Consider the following 15,280-nt stretch of genomic DNA (forward strand, 5'->3'; position numbering starts at 1 on the left):
ACGCGAGCCATTGCTCGCATTCAATTCGCAAATGCCCTACCCTGCTGCCGTGCGCAAGGCCCCGCAGCAGGCCCGGTCCCGGGAGATGGTGGAGCGGATCGTCGCCGCCGGGAGGGCCGTCCTCGTCGAGCGTGGCTACGACGCGTTCAGCACCAACCGGGTCGCGACCGCGGCCGGCGTGAGCCCCGGGTCGCTCTACCAGTACTTCCCCGACAAGGCCGCCATCCTCGACGTCGTCATCGACCGCTACTGGGAGGAGGTCGCCGAGCGGGTCGCCGCCTCCCTCGCCGACCGGATCGGCGAGTTCGGCCCCGCGATGGTGCGCGACACCGCCGACGCACTCGTGACCGCCCTGGAGGCCGACCGCGAGCTGCTCCGGGTCGTGGCCGAGGAGCTGCCCGTGCAGCGCAGCCGGGAGCGGCGCGCCGCCCTCGAGCGCCGGGTCCGCGAGCTGGTGGCGACCTACCTCGCGGCGCGTCCCGACACCAGCCACCGCCCCCATGCCGCCGTCGCGGCCTGGGTCGTGGTGCTCGCGGTCGAGGCCCTCGCTATGCGCTGGGTGCTCGACCAGCCCGCCCTGGTCACCCGCGAGCAGCTGCTCGACGAGATGCTGGCCCTGGTGGGCGGCTACCTGCTGGCGTGACCCTCGGGACCGCTGTCGGGACCGGCGTCCGGGCCCCTGTCGTCGCCGGCCTCACCGGCGTCGTCGGCCGCGGGATCCCCGTAGACACCGGCCTGCTTGGCGCGGTCGGCTGTGCGCAGGCTGCGGGTCAGCGCCCAGCCGATGAGGGCGACCGCCACGATCAGCGCGAGGAAGATCCACAGCGCCGTCCACCCGGCCACGATGTTCGTGTCCTGGTCGACCGGCTCGTCCTTGGCGAACAGCAGCCCCGTGGAGGCGGCGTGGACGACGTTCGCGACGGCAGCGTGCATGACCTCAGTGTCTCAGGCGGCGCGCCGCTCAGGCATCCGGGGTGACGCCCGCGAAGAGGTCGTCCTCCGGGGTCGGCGAGGTGACGTGGCTGGCCACGAGCTCGTAGTCCTCGGTCGGCCACACGTCCTGCTGGATCTCGCGCGGGATGGCGAACCAGTGCCCGTCGGGGTCGATCTGCGTGGCGTGCGCCAGCAGCGCCTGGTCGCGCACGCCGAAGTAGTCGGCGCACGGCACCCGGGTGGTGATCCGCGCGTCCCACTCCGGCTCCGGCGTCCACTCCTTCAGGCGCTCGCCCCACGGCGAGTCCAGGCCGTGCTCGAGCATCGCGTCGTGCAGGGCCTGCATCCGCGGCCGGTTGAAGGAGTGGTGGTAGTAGAGCTTCAGCGGCTGCCACGGCGCGCCGGCGTCGGGGAAGCGGTCGGGGTCGCCAGCGGCCTCGAATGCCGCGACGCCGACCTCGTGGCAGCGGATGTGGTCGGGGTGCGGGTAGCCGCCGCGCTCGTCGTACGTCGTCATGACGTGCGGACGGAACTCGCGCACCAGCCGCACGAGCCGCTCGGTCGCCTCCTCGAGCGGCACCAGCGCGAAGCAGCCCTCCGGCAGCGGCGGCTTCGGGTCGCCCTCCGGCCAGCCGGAGTCCACGAAGCCCAGCCAGGACTGGGAGATCCCGAGGATGTCGCGGGCGCGCTCCATCTCCTGGCGGCGGACCTCGGTGATGTTCTCGAGGATCTCGGGGCGGTCCATCTTCGGGTTGAGGATCGATCCGCGCTCGCCGCCGGTGCAGGTGACCACCCGCACGTCGGCGCCCTGCGCGGCGTACATCGCCGTCGACGCGGCGCCCTTGCTCGACTCGTCGTCAGGGTGGGCGTGGACGTGCATCAACCGCAGCCCGGAGCGGTCGGTGACGGGTGCGTGCGTGGTGGGCATGCCCCCCATCGTAGGGAGGGGGCGCATGGGATCATGGATCGGTGAGCCCGCGCCCCGGACCCGTGCCGCCGTCGTTGACCCAGCGCTACGGCGCGCCCTCGCGCGCCCGGCGCACGGCCCTGGTCGTCGGCGCCGGGGTGGTCGTGGTCTCCTTCCTCGGCTGGCTGCTGTGGGCGATGCTCTTCCACGCCAACCCGGCGGTCTCGTCGGAGGAGATCGGCTTCACGATCGTCGACGACCACACCGCGACCATCAAGGTGCGGGTGTCCTACGGCGACGGCCCGGTCGACGCGACCTGCGTGGCCCGCGCGATCTCCCACGACAAGGCCGTCATGGGCCAGCTGAGCGTCACGCCCAGCCGTGAGGACGGCGCCGTGCAGGAGTTCACCGTGCGCACCGAGCGACGTGCCACCACGGTCGAGTGGCTCGGCTGCAAGGCCGCCGGACAGCCGCGCTACCGGTAGACTCGAACGTTCATGCACCCGCAGGGGTACGCGACGAGCAGTACAGGAGCACCCATGACGCAGACCGACCAGAGCGGTCAGAACACCATCTGGCTGACCCAGGACGCCTACGAGAAGCTGCAGGCGGAGCTGGAACACCTCCAGGGACCCCGGCGCGCCGAGATCGTGGCCGAGATCAGTGCTGCGCGAGACGAGGGTGACCTGAAGGAGAACGGCGGCTACCACGCCGCCCGGGAGGAGCAGGGCAAGAACGAGGCCCGCATCCTCCAGCTCAAGGACATGCTGCGCCGAGCCGAGGTCGGCGAGACGCCGCCGGACGACGGCGTCGTGGAGCCGGGCATGGTCGTGACCTACAAGTTCGAGGGCGATGACGACGACGAGGCAGAGTCCTTCCTCCTCGGCGCGCGCGAGATCGAGCCCGAGGGCCTCACCGTCTACTCGCCGCAGTCGCCGCTCGGCCAGGCGATCAACGGCCGGAGCAAGGGCGAGACCGTCTCCTACGAGGTCAACGGCAAGCAGCAGACCGTGATCATCCTCGACGCACGGCCCTACGCCGGCTGACGTTCCTCCCCCGAGCCGCCGGCCTCCTCCGGGGTCGGCGGCTCGGCCATTTCGGCCAGGTGGAGGACCACGGCGTTCGCCGCGGCCGCCAGCGGTACGGCGACCAGCGCACCCGCGACGCCGGCGACGAGCACGCCGCAGGCGATCGCGAGGATCACGCCGAGCGGGTGCACCGACACCCAGCGCCCGAGCAGGAACGGCTGCAGCACGTGCCCCTCGACCTGCTGCACGCCGATCACCACGGCCAGCATCAGCAGGGCGGTCACCGGTCCCTGGTCGACGAGCGCGACCAGGACGGCCACGCTGCCCGCGATCGTCGCGCCGATCATGGGCACGAAGGCGCCGAGGAAGACCAGCACGCCGATGGCGAGCACGAACGGGACCTTCAAGATGGCCGCGCCGATCGCGATGCCGATCGCGTCGACGAGCGCGACCATCACGGTGGCGCGCACGAACTGCACGAGCGAGAGCCAGGCGACCCGGCCGGAGCTGTCGACCCGCTCGCGCGCGGCACGCGGCGCCAGCCGGACCATCCAGGACCAGATCCGGTCGCCGTCGGCGAGGAAGAAGTAGGTCGCGAACAGCGCGATGAAGAAGCCCGCGACGACGTGGCCGACCGCGGCGCCCACCTCGGTGACCTGGGTGACCACCTCGCCGTCCTGGGAGCGCTCGCGGATCATGTCCTGGGCGCTCTTGATCCAGTCGTTGATCTGCGAGTCGCTGGCGTTGAGAGGCCCGTCCTTGAGCCAGTCGCGGATCTCCTGCAGGCCCTTGACGGTGGAGTCGGCCAGGTCCTGGGCGCCGGCCGCGACCTGCTGACCGGCGAAGGTCAGCAACGCGCCGACCACCGCGAAGCCGGTGATGACGACCAGCAGCGCCGACAGCCCGCGGGGGACGCCGAGCCGGGTCACCAGGTGCACGAACGGCGCGGCGAGGGCACTGATCAGCAGCGCCACCGCGAGCGGCACCGTGACGACCGCGAAGTAGCCGACCAGCCACATGAGCAGGTAGCCGGCACCCGCGATGAGGAGCAGCCGCCAGGCCCAGCCGGCGGCCAGGTCGAGGCCGTAGGGCACCTCCGCCCGGCGCAGGTTGGACGGACCGGTCGCGAAGCTCGGCGGCTCGTGCCGCCGCTCCTCCCGCTCCTCGCGGGCCAGCGCCCACTGGTGGGCGAACCGGCGGAAGAGCCGCTCCTCCCGCTCCCCCTCGTCGGGCCCCAGGGGCGGCTCGTCCTCGCGTGCCTCCTCGACCGCGTGGTCCTGCTCGGACTCGGTCGACGCGTCGGGCTCCCCCGACGTGGCGGGCTCGGTCGGCTCCTCGCTGGTCACCCGGTCAGGCTAGATGATGCGCTCAGGTCGTGGCGGCCAGCGCGCGCTCGAGATCGGCGATCTGGTCCTCCGCCGTCTCGATGCCGACGCTGAGCCGGACCAGGTCGGCCGGCACCTCGAGGTCGGTGCCCGCCACGCTGGCGTGGGTCATCCGACCGGGGTGCTCGATGAGGGACTCGACCCCGCCCAGCGACTCGCCGAGCGTGAAGACCTTCGTCGCGGCGCAGATGGCGAGCGCCTGCTCCTCGCCGCCCTTCACCCGGAACGACACCATGCCGCCGTAGCGCCGCATCTGGCGCGACGCGACCGCGTGCCCCGGGTGGTCGGCCAGCCCGGGGTAGATCACCTGACCGACCGCCGGGTGACCGGTGAGGAAGTCCGCGACCTTCTCGGCGTTGTCGCTGTGCCGCTCCATGCGCAGCGCGAGCGTCTTCAGTCCGCGCAGCACCAGCCACGCGTCGAACGGGCCGGCCACGCCGCCGATGGAGTTCTGGTGGAACCCGATCCGCTCGGCGAGCTCGGCATCGTCCACGACGAGCGCTCCCCCGACGACGTCGGAGTGGCCGCCGGCGTACTTCGTCGTCGAGTGGACGACGATGTCGGCGCCGAGGGCCAGCGGCTGCTGGAGGTACGACGACGCGAAGGTGTTGTCCACGACGAGCAGCGCCCCGGCGTCGTGGGCGACCGCGGCGAGCGCCTCGATGTCGCCGATCGAGAGCAGCGGGTTGGTGGGGGTCTCGACCCAGACCAGCCGGGTCGTGCCCGGACGGATCGCGGCGCGGACGGCGTCGACGTCGGTCACCGGAGCCGGGCTGTGCTCGATCCCCCAGGCCGTGGCGACCTTGTCGAAGAGCCGGAAGGTGCCGCCGTAGGCGTCGTTGGGCAGCACGACGTGGTCGCCGGGCCGGCACAGCGCACGGATCAGCGTGTCCTCGGCGGCCAGGCCGGACGCGAAGGCGAAGCCGTGCGCCCCGCCCTCGAGCGCCGCCAGCGTCGACTCCAGCGCGGTCCGGGTCGGGTTGGCCGAGCGGCTGTACTCATAGCCGTTCCGCAGCCCTCCCACGCCGTCCTGGGCGTAGGTCGAGGTCGCGTAGATGGGCGGGATCACCGCACCGGTGGTCGGGTCGGGCCGATAGCCGGCGTGGATGGCCCGCGTCTCGAAGCCGGCGCCGGCCAGGTGCTCGTCGATGTGCCCGCTGCTGTCCCCGTTGATGTCGTTGGCGCTCACCGTACGAGCCTACTCAGGCGCATGCAGCAGGTGCTCCTGGAGTCGTCCGCCGCCAACACTCCGAGGCCGACAGAATCCGCTGCGTCGAAACCTCGTGGCACGACGCTCCCCAACTGCCTACGCTCGATCTATGCGCGACCCTCAGCGGATTGACGACGTCCTGGCTGCCGTGGCCGAGGCATGGCGTCGGAATCCAGATCTCCGACTCGGTCAGCTGATCTACACGGCAGCCGCCGAGGCCGCCGCCCACCCTCTGGCACCGTGCCCTGAGCTGTTCTACATCGAGGACGGCGAGCTACTCGACGCCTTGAGGTGAGCGGGTCGACGTGACCAGAGCGAGCAGACGCTCGTTTCTCGGGATGTGACCGCCCTCACCCGGCTCCTGGCCGCCGTCGTCCTGCCCAGCCTGCTCGCGCTCGGCGCGCTGGTCGCGCCGCCGGCCTCCGCGGCCGGGTACGACGACGACCCGGATCCCCTGCGCGGCCTGCTCCTGCCACCGCTGGACGGGCTGGTCGGGCTACTCGCGCCCATCCCGGTGCCGGCGACGCCGTACACCGGCGACGTCTGCGTCGACGGCGCCGACGCGTGCATCGACGACGTGGTCGCGCGGATGGAGGCCCGGCTCGCGGGGCTGGCGAGCAGCTGCTCGCACAGCGCGATCTTCTCGCTGGCCTACCTCCGGGTGACCGAGAACGTCCGGGACGCGGTGCGCAGCGGCTACTTCGACGACCGGGCCTGGCTGAACCGGGTGGACGCGGTGTTCGCCGAGATGTACTTCGACACCACCGGCCGGTGGGAGGCCGGCGAGCGCACGGGCATCCCCACGGCCTGGCGGATCGCGCTCCAGGCCGAGGACGACCGGGCGATGAGCGGCCTGGGCAACTTCCTGCTCGCCATGAACGCCCACATCAACAGCGACTTCCCGCGGGTCCTCGCCGCCGTCGGCCTCTCCGGGCCCGCCGGCAGCCACAAGCAGGACCACAACCGCTACAACAACCGGCTCGACGGCCTCTACGCCCCGGTGTTCGCGGAGGAGGCGGCCCGCTTCGACCCGACCTTCGACGACATCGACGCCGGCACGGCCGAGGAGGCGGTGGCCGGCGTCATCATGCGCGGGTGGCGCGAGATGGTCTGGCGCCACGCCGAGGCGCTCGTGCTCGCGAAGAAGCCTGCCGCGCGGCGGCTGGTGGAGAAGGAGATCGAGCTGTACTCGGCGCTCCAGGCCCAGCTGATCCGCACGGTCTTCCGGGCGAGGCCGGCCGAGCGCGACACCTGGTGCGCCGCCCACGGCTGAGTCGTCCGGGCGCTCTTGCCGGCGGGGAGAGAATGGGGGCATGTTCTCCCGCCGCACGCCCGATCTGGTCTCCCCCGCCGAGGCGCTGCCGGGCCGCCCCGCCCCGGCGTTCGCCCTCCCGGCGCAGCACGAGGTGCTGCACACCCCGCTCGTGACCGACGACGTCCCCGACGGCCTCGAGGTCGCGATCTTCGGCCTCGGCTGCTTCTGGGGTGCCGAGGAGATCTACTGGCAGGTGCCGGGCGTGTGGTCGACCTCCGTCGGGTACGCCGGGGGACACACCCCGAACCCGACCTACGAGGAGGTCTGCAGCGGCCGCACCGGCCACACCGAGGCCGTCCGGATCGTGTTCGACCCCGCCCGCGTCTCGTACGCCGACCTGGTCAAGCGGTTCTTCGAGGTCCACGACCCGACCCAGGGCATGCGCCAGGGCAACGACATCGGCAGCCAGTACCGCTCGGCGATCTACTACACGACCCCCGAGCAGGAGCGGACCGCGCGCGAGCTGACCCGGGTGTACGGCGACGAGATCGCCGGTCGCGGCTACGGCGCGATCACCACCGAGATCGCCCCCGCGCCGGCGTACTACTACGCCGAGCCGCACCACCAGCAGTACCTCCACAAGGTCCCGCACGGCTACCGCTGCCACGCCAACACGGGCATCCCCTTCCCCGCCTGAGGGGTCGGCCCCGACGGCGGCCCGCTGCCGGTGGCAACGGGCCGCCGCGGACCAGGACCGGAGGACTCAGGCTCGGTGGGTGCCCTTCCGGTCCCGGGCGTTGCGGCTGACCAGGTAGCCGCCGCACAGCAGCATCAGCACGCCGGAGACGAGGTACCACGGCAGGCCGGCGGAGCTGCCGGTGTCGGGCAGCGCGGTCGCGCCGTCCACGTCGCCCTGGTCGCCGCCGCCCTTCGTGCCGCCGCCGTCCTCGACGCCGCCGACCTCGCCCGGAGGCGTGGTGTGCTCGGTGGTGCACAGGTCCGCGACCCGAGCCGGGCTGCCGACCTTCGGGCAGGACGCAGGCGGCGTCTCCTCCGCGGTGCCGCTGACCACGTTGCGCAGGGTCACGCCCCAGGCGCCGCTGTTGACGACCACCGTGTAGCGCAGGGTCGCGACCGCTCCCGGCGCCAGCGACGGGATTCGCCACACCAGGCGGTCGTCCGTCCGGGTCACGCTGCCCGCGCTCGGTGTGCCGAGCGGCTGGAGCGCGGCGTGGGCCAGGACGGCGGTCAGGTCGTCCTCCACGACGATGCCGGCGACCGCGCTCTTGCGGGACCGACTGGTGGCCGTCAGCGTGTAGGTGATCGTGTCGCCCGGCGAGACCCGCGAGCCCGAGGCCGGGTCGGCCGACTTCGTCAGCTCCCACTCCGCCTTGGTCTCGTGCGTCGTCTGGCAGGGCTCGCACGTGGTCGGCGGCACCTCGCCCGTCGCGGAGGCCACGTTGCGCAGCTCCACGCCGACCGCGGCGGCGTCCACCCGGTACCGGTAGGTCAGGGTCAGCGGCTCGGTGCCGTCGACGGTCCCCGCGCTCCACCGGATCTCCTGCCCGTCGACGACGGCGGTGCCCCGGCTGGCGACGGGGTCGCCGACCGCGGTGGCGTACGGCGCGATCTCGGCGAGATCGTCCACGACCACCACGTCGTCGACCGGGTTGGTGCCGTCCGGCGTGATCGTGAGGGTGTAGGTGATCACGTCCCCGGGGGCCACGACCGCGCCCGAGCCCGGGTCCGAGGTCTTCGCGACGCGGTAGCCGCCCGGCGTGCGGTGCAGCGTGTTCGTGGCGACGACCGCGACCGTCGTGTCGGCGCCGATGGTCAGGTCGACGTCGCGACCCGAGCCGGCGGCGTCGCCGTCGACGGTGTAGCCGACCTCGCCCCACGCGTAGCCACGCTCCGGAGCCGGCAGGTCCTCGCTGGGCTCGGTGAGCCGGCAGGTGCTGCCCTGCGGCAGCCGCGGGCCGTCGTACTCGGTCGCCGTGCCGACGGGCACCTCGATCCGGCCGGTCACCGGCTCGTCGGCGCCGGGCACGTCACAGGCGTAGTCGAACGGGTAGGTGGCGCCCTGTGGGACGCCCGCGGGGACACCGGTGCCGGTCAGCGCCTTCTTCACGGTGAAGGTGCCGAACACCCGGCTGATCGGGTTGTCGACCGTCACCCGGACCGGTCCCTGGCCGGCGGTGACGCTCACCGGGCCGGACGGGGCGTAGGTCGGCGTGCCCCAGCGGTACGACGGGTCGGCGAGTGCCGGCCGGGTCGCCTGCTCCTGGACGGTGCAGGTCGAGCCGATCGGCACGTCGCTCACGGTCCCCGACGTGGTCGGCGACACCGTCAGGGTCCGCGTGATCTCGGCCCCGCTGACCGGCGTGCACGTCACGTCCACGGCGAAGTCGCCGCCGACATAGCCCGCCTTCGTCCCGGAGACCGTCTTGGCGACCTCCACGGCACGGGTGTGCCGCTGGAGCTCGTTGGTGACGGTGACGACGACCGCCGCCCCGCCGTCGGGGACGGTGAAGGTCACGCCGCCCGGCCCGGTGCTGACGCCGTTCTCGTCGACCCCGTCGACGTCGTACGCCGGCGCGGCCCACGCGTAGGAGGGGTCGCCGAGCGCGGGGAGCGGGTTCTCGCCCACGGTGCAGGCGCTCCCGACGGGGACGTCCGGCGCGTTCCAGATCCCGCCGGCCGCGATCGCGTCGGAGGTGCCCTCGACCTTGTCGCCGTTCCGGGCGACGCAGGAGTAGTCGAAGGTGTAGGTCTGGCCGGCGGGCTCCCCCGCCGTCGCGCCGGTCAGCGCCTTGGTGATGGCGAAGGCACCCGTGGTCCGCGACGCCGTGTTGGTGACGGTCAGGGTGACCGTCCTCCCGGCCCCGACGGTGACCGCGTCGGGCGCCACGACCGGCGCCTGCCAGACGAACGAGGGGTCCCCGGCGACCGGCGCGGGCCGGACCGTGGTGTCCTCGGTGGCCGTGCAGGTCGAGCCCACCAGGACGCCGCCGACGGTGAAGGTGCCCGCGCCGGTGACCGTCCAGGTGCCGGTGACGGGGTCGTCGCCCGCGTAGGTGCAGCGGTAGCCGCCGGTGAAGGTCAGGTCGTCGTCGATCGACTCGCCGCCCGCGATCTCCTTGGTGATCGCCAGGGTCCCGTAGACGCGTGCGACGTCGTTGGTGACCGTCACCTGCTGCCCACCGGTCGCGGTGAGGGTCACGACGCCGCCGTCCGGCGCGAGGACCGGAGCGAGCCAGGTGTAGGACCCGTCCGCGAGGTCGGCGTCGTCCGGGGTGTCCTCGGTGACCGTGCAGACCGACTCCGCGGGGATCCGATCGGCCGGGCCGGCGACCCGTACCGCGCCGCCGGTCGCGGGCAGCTCCCAGCGGCCCTGGCCGACGACCGTCGTGTCGTAGGAGCAGCTCCAGGCGCCCTGGACGGTGGTGCCGCCGGGCAGGGCGGCCGCGGGGCCGGCGTACTCCTTGACCACGGTGAGGTCGGAGTGGACCCGCTTCACGTCGTTGGTGACCACGAGCGCGGGCGTCGCCGCCCCGACGGTGACCGGCCCGGAGACCTCGGGTGCGGTCCACTGCCAGGAGGTGTCGGTGAGGTCGTCGTCGTCGAGCGCGTCCTCCGTCGCGGAGCAGACCGTGCCGAGCGGCAGGTCGGGGTGGGGCGTGAGCGTGGCGTCGCCGGTGCCGGTGACCCGCCAGGTGCCGGAGAAGGTCTCCTCCGTCGCCTCGCCCTCGTCGTAGACGCACGACCAGTCGCCGCCGAAGTCGGTGCCGGAGTCCACCACGCCCGAGACGACGCCCGGGCCGTAGGCCTTGCGGATCTCGAGGTCGCCGGTGACCCGCGTGACCGGGTTGTCGACCGCGACCCTCGCGCTGTCGGCGTCGATCTCGACGGTGTCGGTCTCCTCGCCGTCGATCTCGAGGGTCGGCTCGCCCCAGGCGTAGGAGGCGTCGCGCAGCAGGTCGGCGGACGGCGCGGTCTCGCGGACCTCGCAGGTCCAGCCGCGCGGGATCCCCGCCGCCAACGGCACCGCGGCGGCACCGGCGACGACCTGGACCTCACCCTCGAAGAAGGGGCCGGTCGCCGGGTCGGCGAGGTAGCAGCGGTAGGCCACGGTGAAGTCGGCCTCGGTGCGGCCGTAGCCGTCGGTCTCGCCGGTGACCTGCTTCGTCACCAGGAGCCCGCCGGTCCGGCGCTCGATCGTGTTGGTGACCGTCATCGTGTTCGGCCCGGCGGCGCTCACCTCCACGCCGGTGAGCACCGGGTCCGCCCAGACGTACGACGGATCGTCGGCCACCGGACCGCGGTCGTCCTCCGTCGCGGTGCACCGCGAGGTGACCAGGACGGCGTCGGCCGGCCCGGTCAGGGTGGCCGCGCCCGCGCCGTCCACGGTCCAGGTGCCGCCGACGGAGCGTCCGTCGTAGGTGCAGGACCAGGTGCCGGCGTAGGTGCGGTCGGCGTCGAGGACGCCGGAGTGCCCGGCCTCGTCGACGATCTTGGTCAGGTCGACCGCACCGCGCACCCGCTCGACGGTGTTGGTCACCGTGATCGCGGGCGAGGAGCCCTCGGTCGCCTTGACCGAGGCCGGCGCGATGTCCGGGGTGGTCGACCACGCGAACGAGGCGTCGGCCAGGCCGGCCCCGGCCGGGATCGGAGCCTCGCTCGCCGAGCAGGTCGCGCCGAGCGGCACGGTGAAGGTCGCCTCGGCGCCCGCCGTGACCTCGCGTGGGCCGTAGGTGGTGCCGGCGCAGGTCAGCGACACCTCGAAGGTGGTGCTCGCCGCCCCGGTGAACCCGCCGTCGGGGTCGACGACCCGCTTGGCGACCGTGACCTCGGCGTCGCGGCGGCTGATCGTGTTGGTGGCCTGCACCGTGACCGGCCCGCCGTCGGCCGGCGTGGTGAACGCGACGCTGCGTCCCGAGGGCGAGCCGGTCGCGCCGGTGACGGCGAAGGTGACGCCGTCGTCCCAGCGGTAGGGGTCGATCGGCGCCGGGTTGGCGCCCTCGGTGACCGTGCAGGAGCTGCCGGCCGGGATCTCGACGCCCGCGGGCAGACCGGTCGTCTGGCCGGCGCGGGCGTCCAGCGTGCCGGTCACCGCGGCTCCGCCGCCGGCGGGGGTGCAGGAGTAGTCGAAGGTGAACGGCTGGTCGGCGTACGCCGTGCCGGCGGCTCCGCCGGTGACGACCTTGCCGACGGCGAACGACCCGGTGATCCGGCGCACCGGGTTGGTCACGCGGAACGAGGCCGTCGGGTTCGCCTTGGTGACCTTGACGCTCGCCGGGGTGATCGTCTCGGCGCCCCACACGTAGGAGGCGTCGGTGGCGCTGGGTGCGGCCGGCGAGGGGGTGTTCTCGGTGATCGTGCAGGTCGAGCCGAGCAGGATCGACCCGGTCGGACCGTTGACCGCGGCGGCACCCGCGCCGGTGCGCTGCCAGGTGCCGGTGACGGGCGCGTCGCCGCCGTAGACGCACGACCAGGTCCCGGAGAACGTGGTGCCGGCGCCGTTGACGCCGTCGATCCCGTCGACCGCCTTGGTGACGGCCAGGTCGCCGTAGGCGCGCTTCAGCTTGTTGGTCACCGTGACGCCGACCGTGGTGTCCTTGGTGCTCAGCGTCTTCGTGACCGGGGCGGGCGCGCCGTCCCAGACGTAGGACTCGTCGACCAGTCCGGTCGAGCCGCTCGGTGCGGTCTCCGTGACGGTGCACGACGTCCCGACCGGGAGGTCCGGCGTGGTGGCGGTGTCCCCGACGGCGAGGTCGAAGGTGTGCTGGTAGTCCGCGCCGCCGCCGCTGGCCGGCCGGTCGCAGGCGACCGTGACGGGGAAGGTGGTGCCGGAGGCGACCCCCGAGGCGAGCGCCGTCGGCGCGATCGCCTTGGTGACGGAGAGCTGGGCGTGGACCGGGACCGTCGGGTTGGTGACGGTGACGGTCCTGGAGCCGCCGGCCGGCACGGCGACGACGCCGTTGGTGAGGCCGGCATAGGACGGCGTGCCCCACTCGTGCGACGGGGCGAGCAGGTCGCCCGCGGGGGCGGTCTCGACCACCGTGCAGTTCACGTTGGCCGGCACCGAGACGGTCTGCTGGCTCTGGGCACCGCTCGCCGCGAGGTTCACGGTGATCGGGTTGTTGCCGCAGTCGTAGGTGACGGCGAACGGCGTGCCGCTGCCGACGTACCCGCCGCCCTGGACGACCTTCTTCAGGACAAGGTCGGCCAGGTCGCGCTTGAAGTGGTTGGTGACGGTGGTCGACGTGGTCTGGCCGGCCGCGACGGTGATGCTCGCCGGCGCGAACGCGTTGCCGTCCCAGCCGTAGGAGCCGTCGGCGAAGTCGCCCGGCTTCGCGGTCTGGGTCTCGGTGAACGTGCAGGTGGCGCCGGCGGCGACGCCGGCGACGACGGCCGGCGTGCCCGGCGTGACGTCGACCGTACCGGACGCGACGACCGTGGCGGCCGGCAGCGAGCAGGTGTAGGTCACCGGGAAGACCCGGCCCTCGCCACCGGTGTAGCCGCCGGCGGGCGTGCCGGCGCGCGGGGCGACGGTCTTGACGACGCGGATCGAGCCCGTGGCCTGGGTGATCGTGTTGGTGATCCGGACCGTCGGGCTGGTGCCGTCGGCGATGGTGACGCCGTTGTCGGCGTACGTGGGCGCCGACCACGAGTACGACGGGTTCCTCAGGTTGCCGGTCGGCTGGGTCTCGGTGACGGTGCAGGTCCGGCCGACGGGGATGGCCGGCGACGTGAAGACGGTGCCGGTCGAGACCGAGAACGCGACATCGCCGCTGCCGCAGTTGTAGGTGCCGGTGAACGGCGTGCTCGCCGTACCGGTGAAGCCGTTGGCCGGGTCGGCGACCGTCTTGGCGATCGTGAACGTGCCGGTCCGGTAGCGGTTGACGACGGTGCAGGTGACGTTCTGCCCGTCACCGACCGTGACCGAGCCGTTCGCACCGTTGCCGGTGCCGCCGGTGCACGACCAACCCTGGCTGACGTAGCCGAGCGGGCCCGTCTCGCTGAGGTCGTAGCTGCCGGTGTTCACGCGCTGCGACGTGATCGCCGCCGAGCCGCCGGTGCCCGAGATCGTCGTCGGCCCGGTCGCCGTCAGGGTGAAGCTGGCCGGGTTCGCACTGCCGCCGCCGTTGTTCTGGACGGACTTGACCAGGGTCAGGGTGCCCTTGGGCGTGTAGGTGTTCGTGAAGGTGCACACGATCGGACCGGCGGCGGTCGTGGCCGGCGCCGGGACGTTGGTGAGGTCGAGCCTGCGGGCCGCGAGGTCGTACGCCGCCTGCGGGACCGTCGCACCGGTGCCGTCGACGCAGGCGATGCCGGTCAGTGCCCAGCGGTCGCTGCCGGCGCCGCTGGGCGCGGTCTCGGTGACGGACACCGACTCGGTCTGCAGCAGCTCCTTGGTCGTGGAGTCGGACGTGCTCGAGCTGGAGGTCAGGCTGAAGGAGCCCGCGTCCCACGGCGAGCCGGTGCGGTTGGACGTCGAGCCGAACCCGAAGGACGTGTTGGGCACGGAGACACCGGACGGCGCGACGACCTTCTTCACGATCTTCAGGCTGCGGACCTGCACCAGGCTGACGTAGATGCAGGCGGAGGTCTGGGCGTTCTCGTTGGTGAGGAACTCGTCGGAGGTGGCACTGCCCGGCGTGGCGGGGCAGGTGCCGTTCGACGCGGGCTCCCGGAACCCGTCGACGGCGAGGCGGTAGCCGGCGCCGCCGATGGTGACGGTCTGCTGGCTGATCGCGCTGGTGAACTTGATCTGGTCCAGGCAGTTGCCGCTGCCCTTCCACCACCCGGAGGGACAGCTCCACTGGCTGTTCGAGGTCTCCCACAGCGTCCAGTCCCAGGTGAAGGTGTTGGCGCCCGTGACACCGGCGAGCCGGAAGCTCATCTTCCCGGTGAAGCGGTCATCGCTGGTGGTGACCGGGTTGTTGTAGTGGGTCACCTTGCCGAGCAGGAAGGGCGTCCCGTCCTGGGCGGTGGTGGCGGCCGTCGGCACCACGCCGACCGCGCTCTGGGTGCCGGTGTTGAGGTTCTGCGGGCAGTTGTTGCTGTAGCCGTGGGCGGTGCGCGCCTCGCCCGACGAGGTCACGTAGGCCGAGCTGGTCGGGGTGTTGGTCGGCGCGTACCGGATGCAGTTGCCACTGGTCGGGGCGTGATCGCTCATCTGCGCGGTCACCTGGCCGATCGTGATCGTGGCGGCCTGGGCCGCCGGCACGGTGGCCGGCGACAGTCCGACGCCGATGTTGATGCCCCCGGCCATCAGGGCCAGGGCCAGGAACCGGACGCCGACGCGCCGGTAGGCGTCCCACCGTCCTGACGGCATGCCGGAAGAACGGTCAGCGAATACAGCCATGAAGAAGGCCCCTCCAGCCTCTGCACCGGCTCTTCCCTCCCACGGATCGAGCCAGGCGTGTCCCATTGATCGGCTCACACGCTAGGTGCTTTCCTGAGCGATGTCCGGCGCGTGGGGGGACGAGTTGGACCGCCGGGATGTGGCCTGTGACACGGCCGCAGCGTGGGGCATGCGTTATCTGAGAACGCGCGGCC

The 15,280-nt window shown here is 72.7% G+C and carries 11 protein-coding genes; 6 read left to right on the plus strand and 5 right to left on the minus strand.

Annotated features, from left to right (window positions below; genetic code table 11):
• The first annotated feature begins 31 nt into the window (after positions 1 to 31).
• The gene (locus ACPZVR_RS13345; RefSeq protein WP_436700089.1) at positions 32 to 643 is read left to right on the plus strand and encodes a TetR/AcrR family transcriptional regulator; all 612 of its coding nucleotides are present in this window, start codon (positions 32 to 34) and stop codon (positions 641 to 643) included.
• Here the strand turns inward: ACPZVR_RS13345 and ACPZVR_RS13350 are convergent.
• Together ACPZVR_RS13350 and mca are read right to left on the minus strand one after the other, a co-directional pair.
• Complete coding sequence (locus ACPZVR_RS13350) at positions 628 to 933, minus strand: hypothetical protein (protein ID WP_436700090.1); 306 nt, start codon at positions 931 to 933, stop codon at positions 628 to 630. The two genes, ACPZVR_RS13345 and ACPZVR_RS13350, sit on opposite strands and share 16 nt — an antisense overlap.
• Positions 934 to 961: 28 nt before the next feature.
• The gene (mca, locus tag ACPZVR_RS13355) at positions 962 to 1,861 is read right to left on the minus strand and encodes a mycothiol conjugate amidase Mca (RefSeq protein WP_436700091.1); all 900 of its coding nucleotides are present in this window, start codon (positions 1,859 to 1,861) and stop codon (positions 962 to 964) included.
• Between the two features lie 41 nt (positions 1,862 to 1,902).
• Here mca and ACPZVR_RS13360 point away from each other — a divergent pair, with 41 nt between their 5' ends.
• Positions 1,903 to 2,325 (plus strand): DUF4307 domain-containing protein, encoded by a 423-nt coding sequence (locus ACPZVR_RS13360; protein WP_436700092.1) that lies wholly within the window; start codon positions 1,903 to 1,905, stop codon positions 2,323 to 2,325.
• Positions 2,326 to 2,379: 54 nt separating this feature from the next.
• Positions 2,380 to 2,886, plus strand: a complete 507-nt coding sequence (gene greA / locus ACPZVR_RS13365; protein ID WP_436700093.1) for a transcription elongation factor GreA — start codon at positions 2,380 to 2,382, stop codon at positions 2,884 to 2,886.
• Here greA and ACPZVR_RS13370 read toward each other — a convergent pair.
• Positions 2,874 to 4,214 (minus strand): AI-2E family transporter, encoded by a 1,341-nt coding sequence (locus tag ACPZVR_RS13370; RefSeq protein ID WP_436700094.1) that lies wholly within the window; start codon positions 4,212 to 4,214, stop codon positions 2,874 to 2,876. The two genes, greA and ACPZVR_RS13370, sit on opposite strands and share 13 nt — an antisense overlap.
• Before the next feature lie 22 nt (positions 4,215 to 4,236).
• Positions 4,237 to 5,403, minus strand: a complete 1,167-nt coding sequence (locus ACPZVR_RS13375) for a cystathionine gamma-synthase (RefSeq protein WP_436700292.1) — start codon at positions 5,401 to 5,403, stop codon at positions 4,237 to 4,239.
• A 169-nt stretch (positions 5,404 to 5,572) separates the two neighbouring features.
• On the opposite strand from ACPZVR_RS13375, the gene ACPZVR_RS13380 reads away from it, so the two are divergent.
• The 3 genes from ACPZVR_RS13380 to msrA are packed head-to-tail and all read left to right on the plus strand — an operon-like array spanning position 5,573 to position 7,415.
• Positions 5,573 to 5,758: a hypothetical protein gene (locus ACPZVR_RS13380; protein ID WP_436700095.1), complete on the plus strand. Its 186-nt coding sequence runs from the start codon at positions 5,573 to 5,575 to the stop codon at positions 5,756 to 5,758.
• Positions 5,759 to 5,803: 45 nt separating this feature from the next.
• On the plus strand, positions 5,804 to 6,736 hold the full coding sequence (locus ACPZVR_RS13385) for a DUF5995 family protein (RefSeq protein WP_436700096.1): 933 nt from the start codon (positions 5,804 to 5,806) through the stop codon (positions 6,734 to 6,736).
• Between the two features lie 40 nt (positions 6,737 to 6,776).
• Complete coding sequence (msrA, locus tag ACPZVR_RS13390; protein ID WP_436700097.1) at positions 6,777 to 7,415, plus strand: peptide-methionine (S)-S-oxide reductase MsrA; 639 nt, start codon at positions 6,777 to 6,779, stop codon at positions 7,413 to 7,415.
• Positions 7,416 to 7,481: 66 nt separating this feature from the next.
• Here the strand turns inward: msrA and ACPZVR_RS13395 are convergent, their stop codons facing one another.
• Positions 7,482 to 15,056 (minus strand): DUF5979 domain-containing protein, encoded by a 7,575-nt coding sequence (locus tag ACPZVR_RS13395; RefSeq protein WP_436700098.1) that lies wholly within the window; start codon positions 15,054 to 15,056, stop codon positions 7,482 to 7,484.
• Between the last annotated feature and the right edge of the window lie 224 nt (positions 15,057 to 15,280).

It is taken from the genome of Nocardioides segetis (genome assembly GCF_051390595.1).
In the GTDB taxonomy this organism is placed as follows: domain Bacteria; phylum Actinomycetota; class Actinomycetes; order Propionibacteriales; family Nocardioidaceae; genus Nocardioides.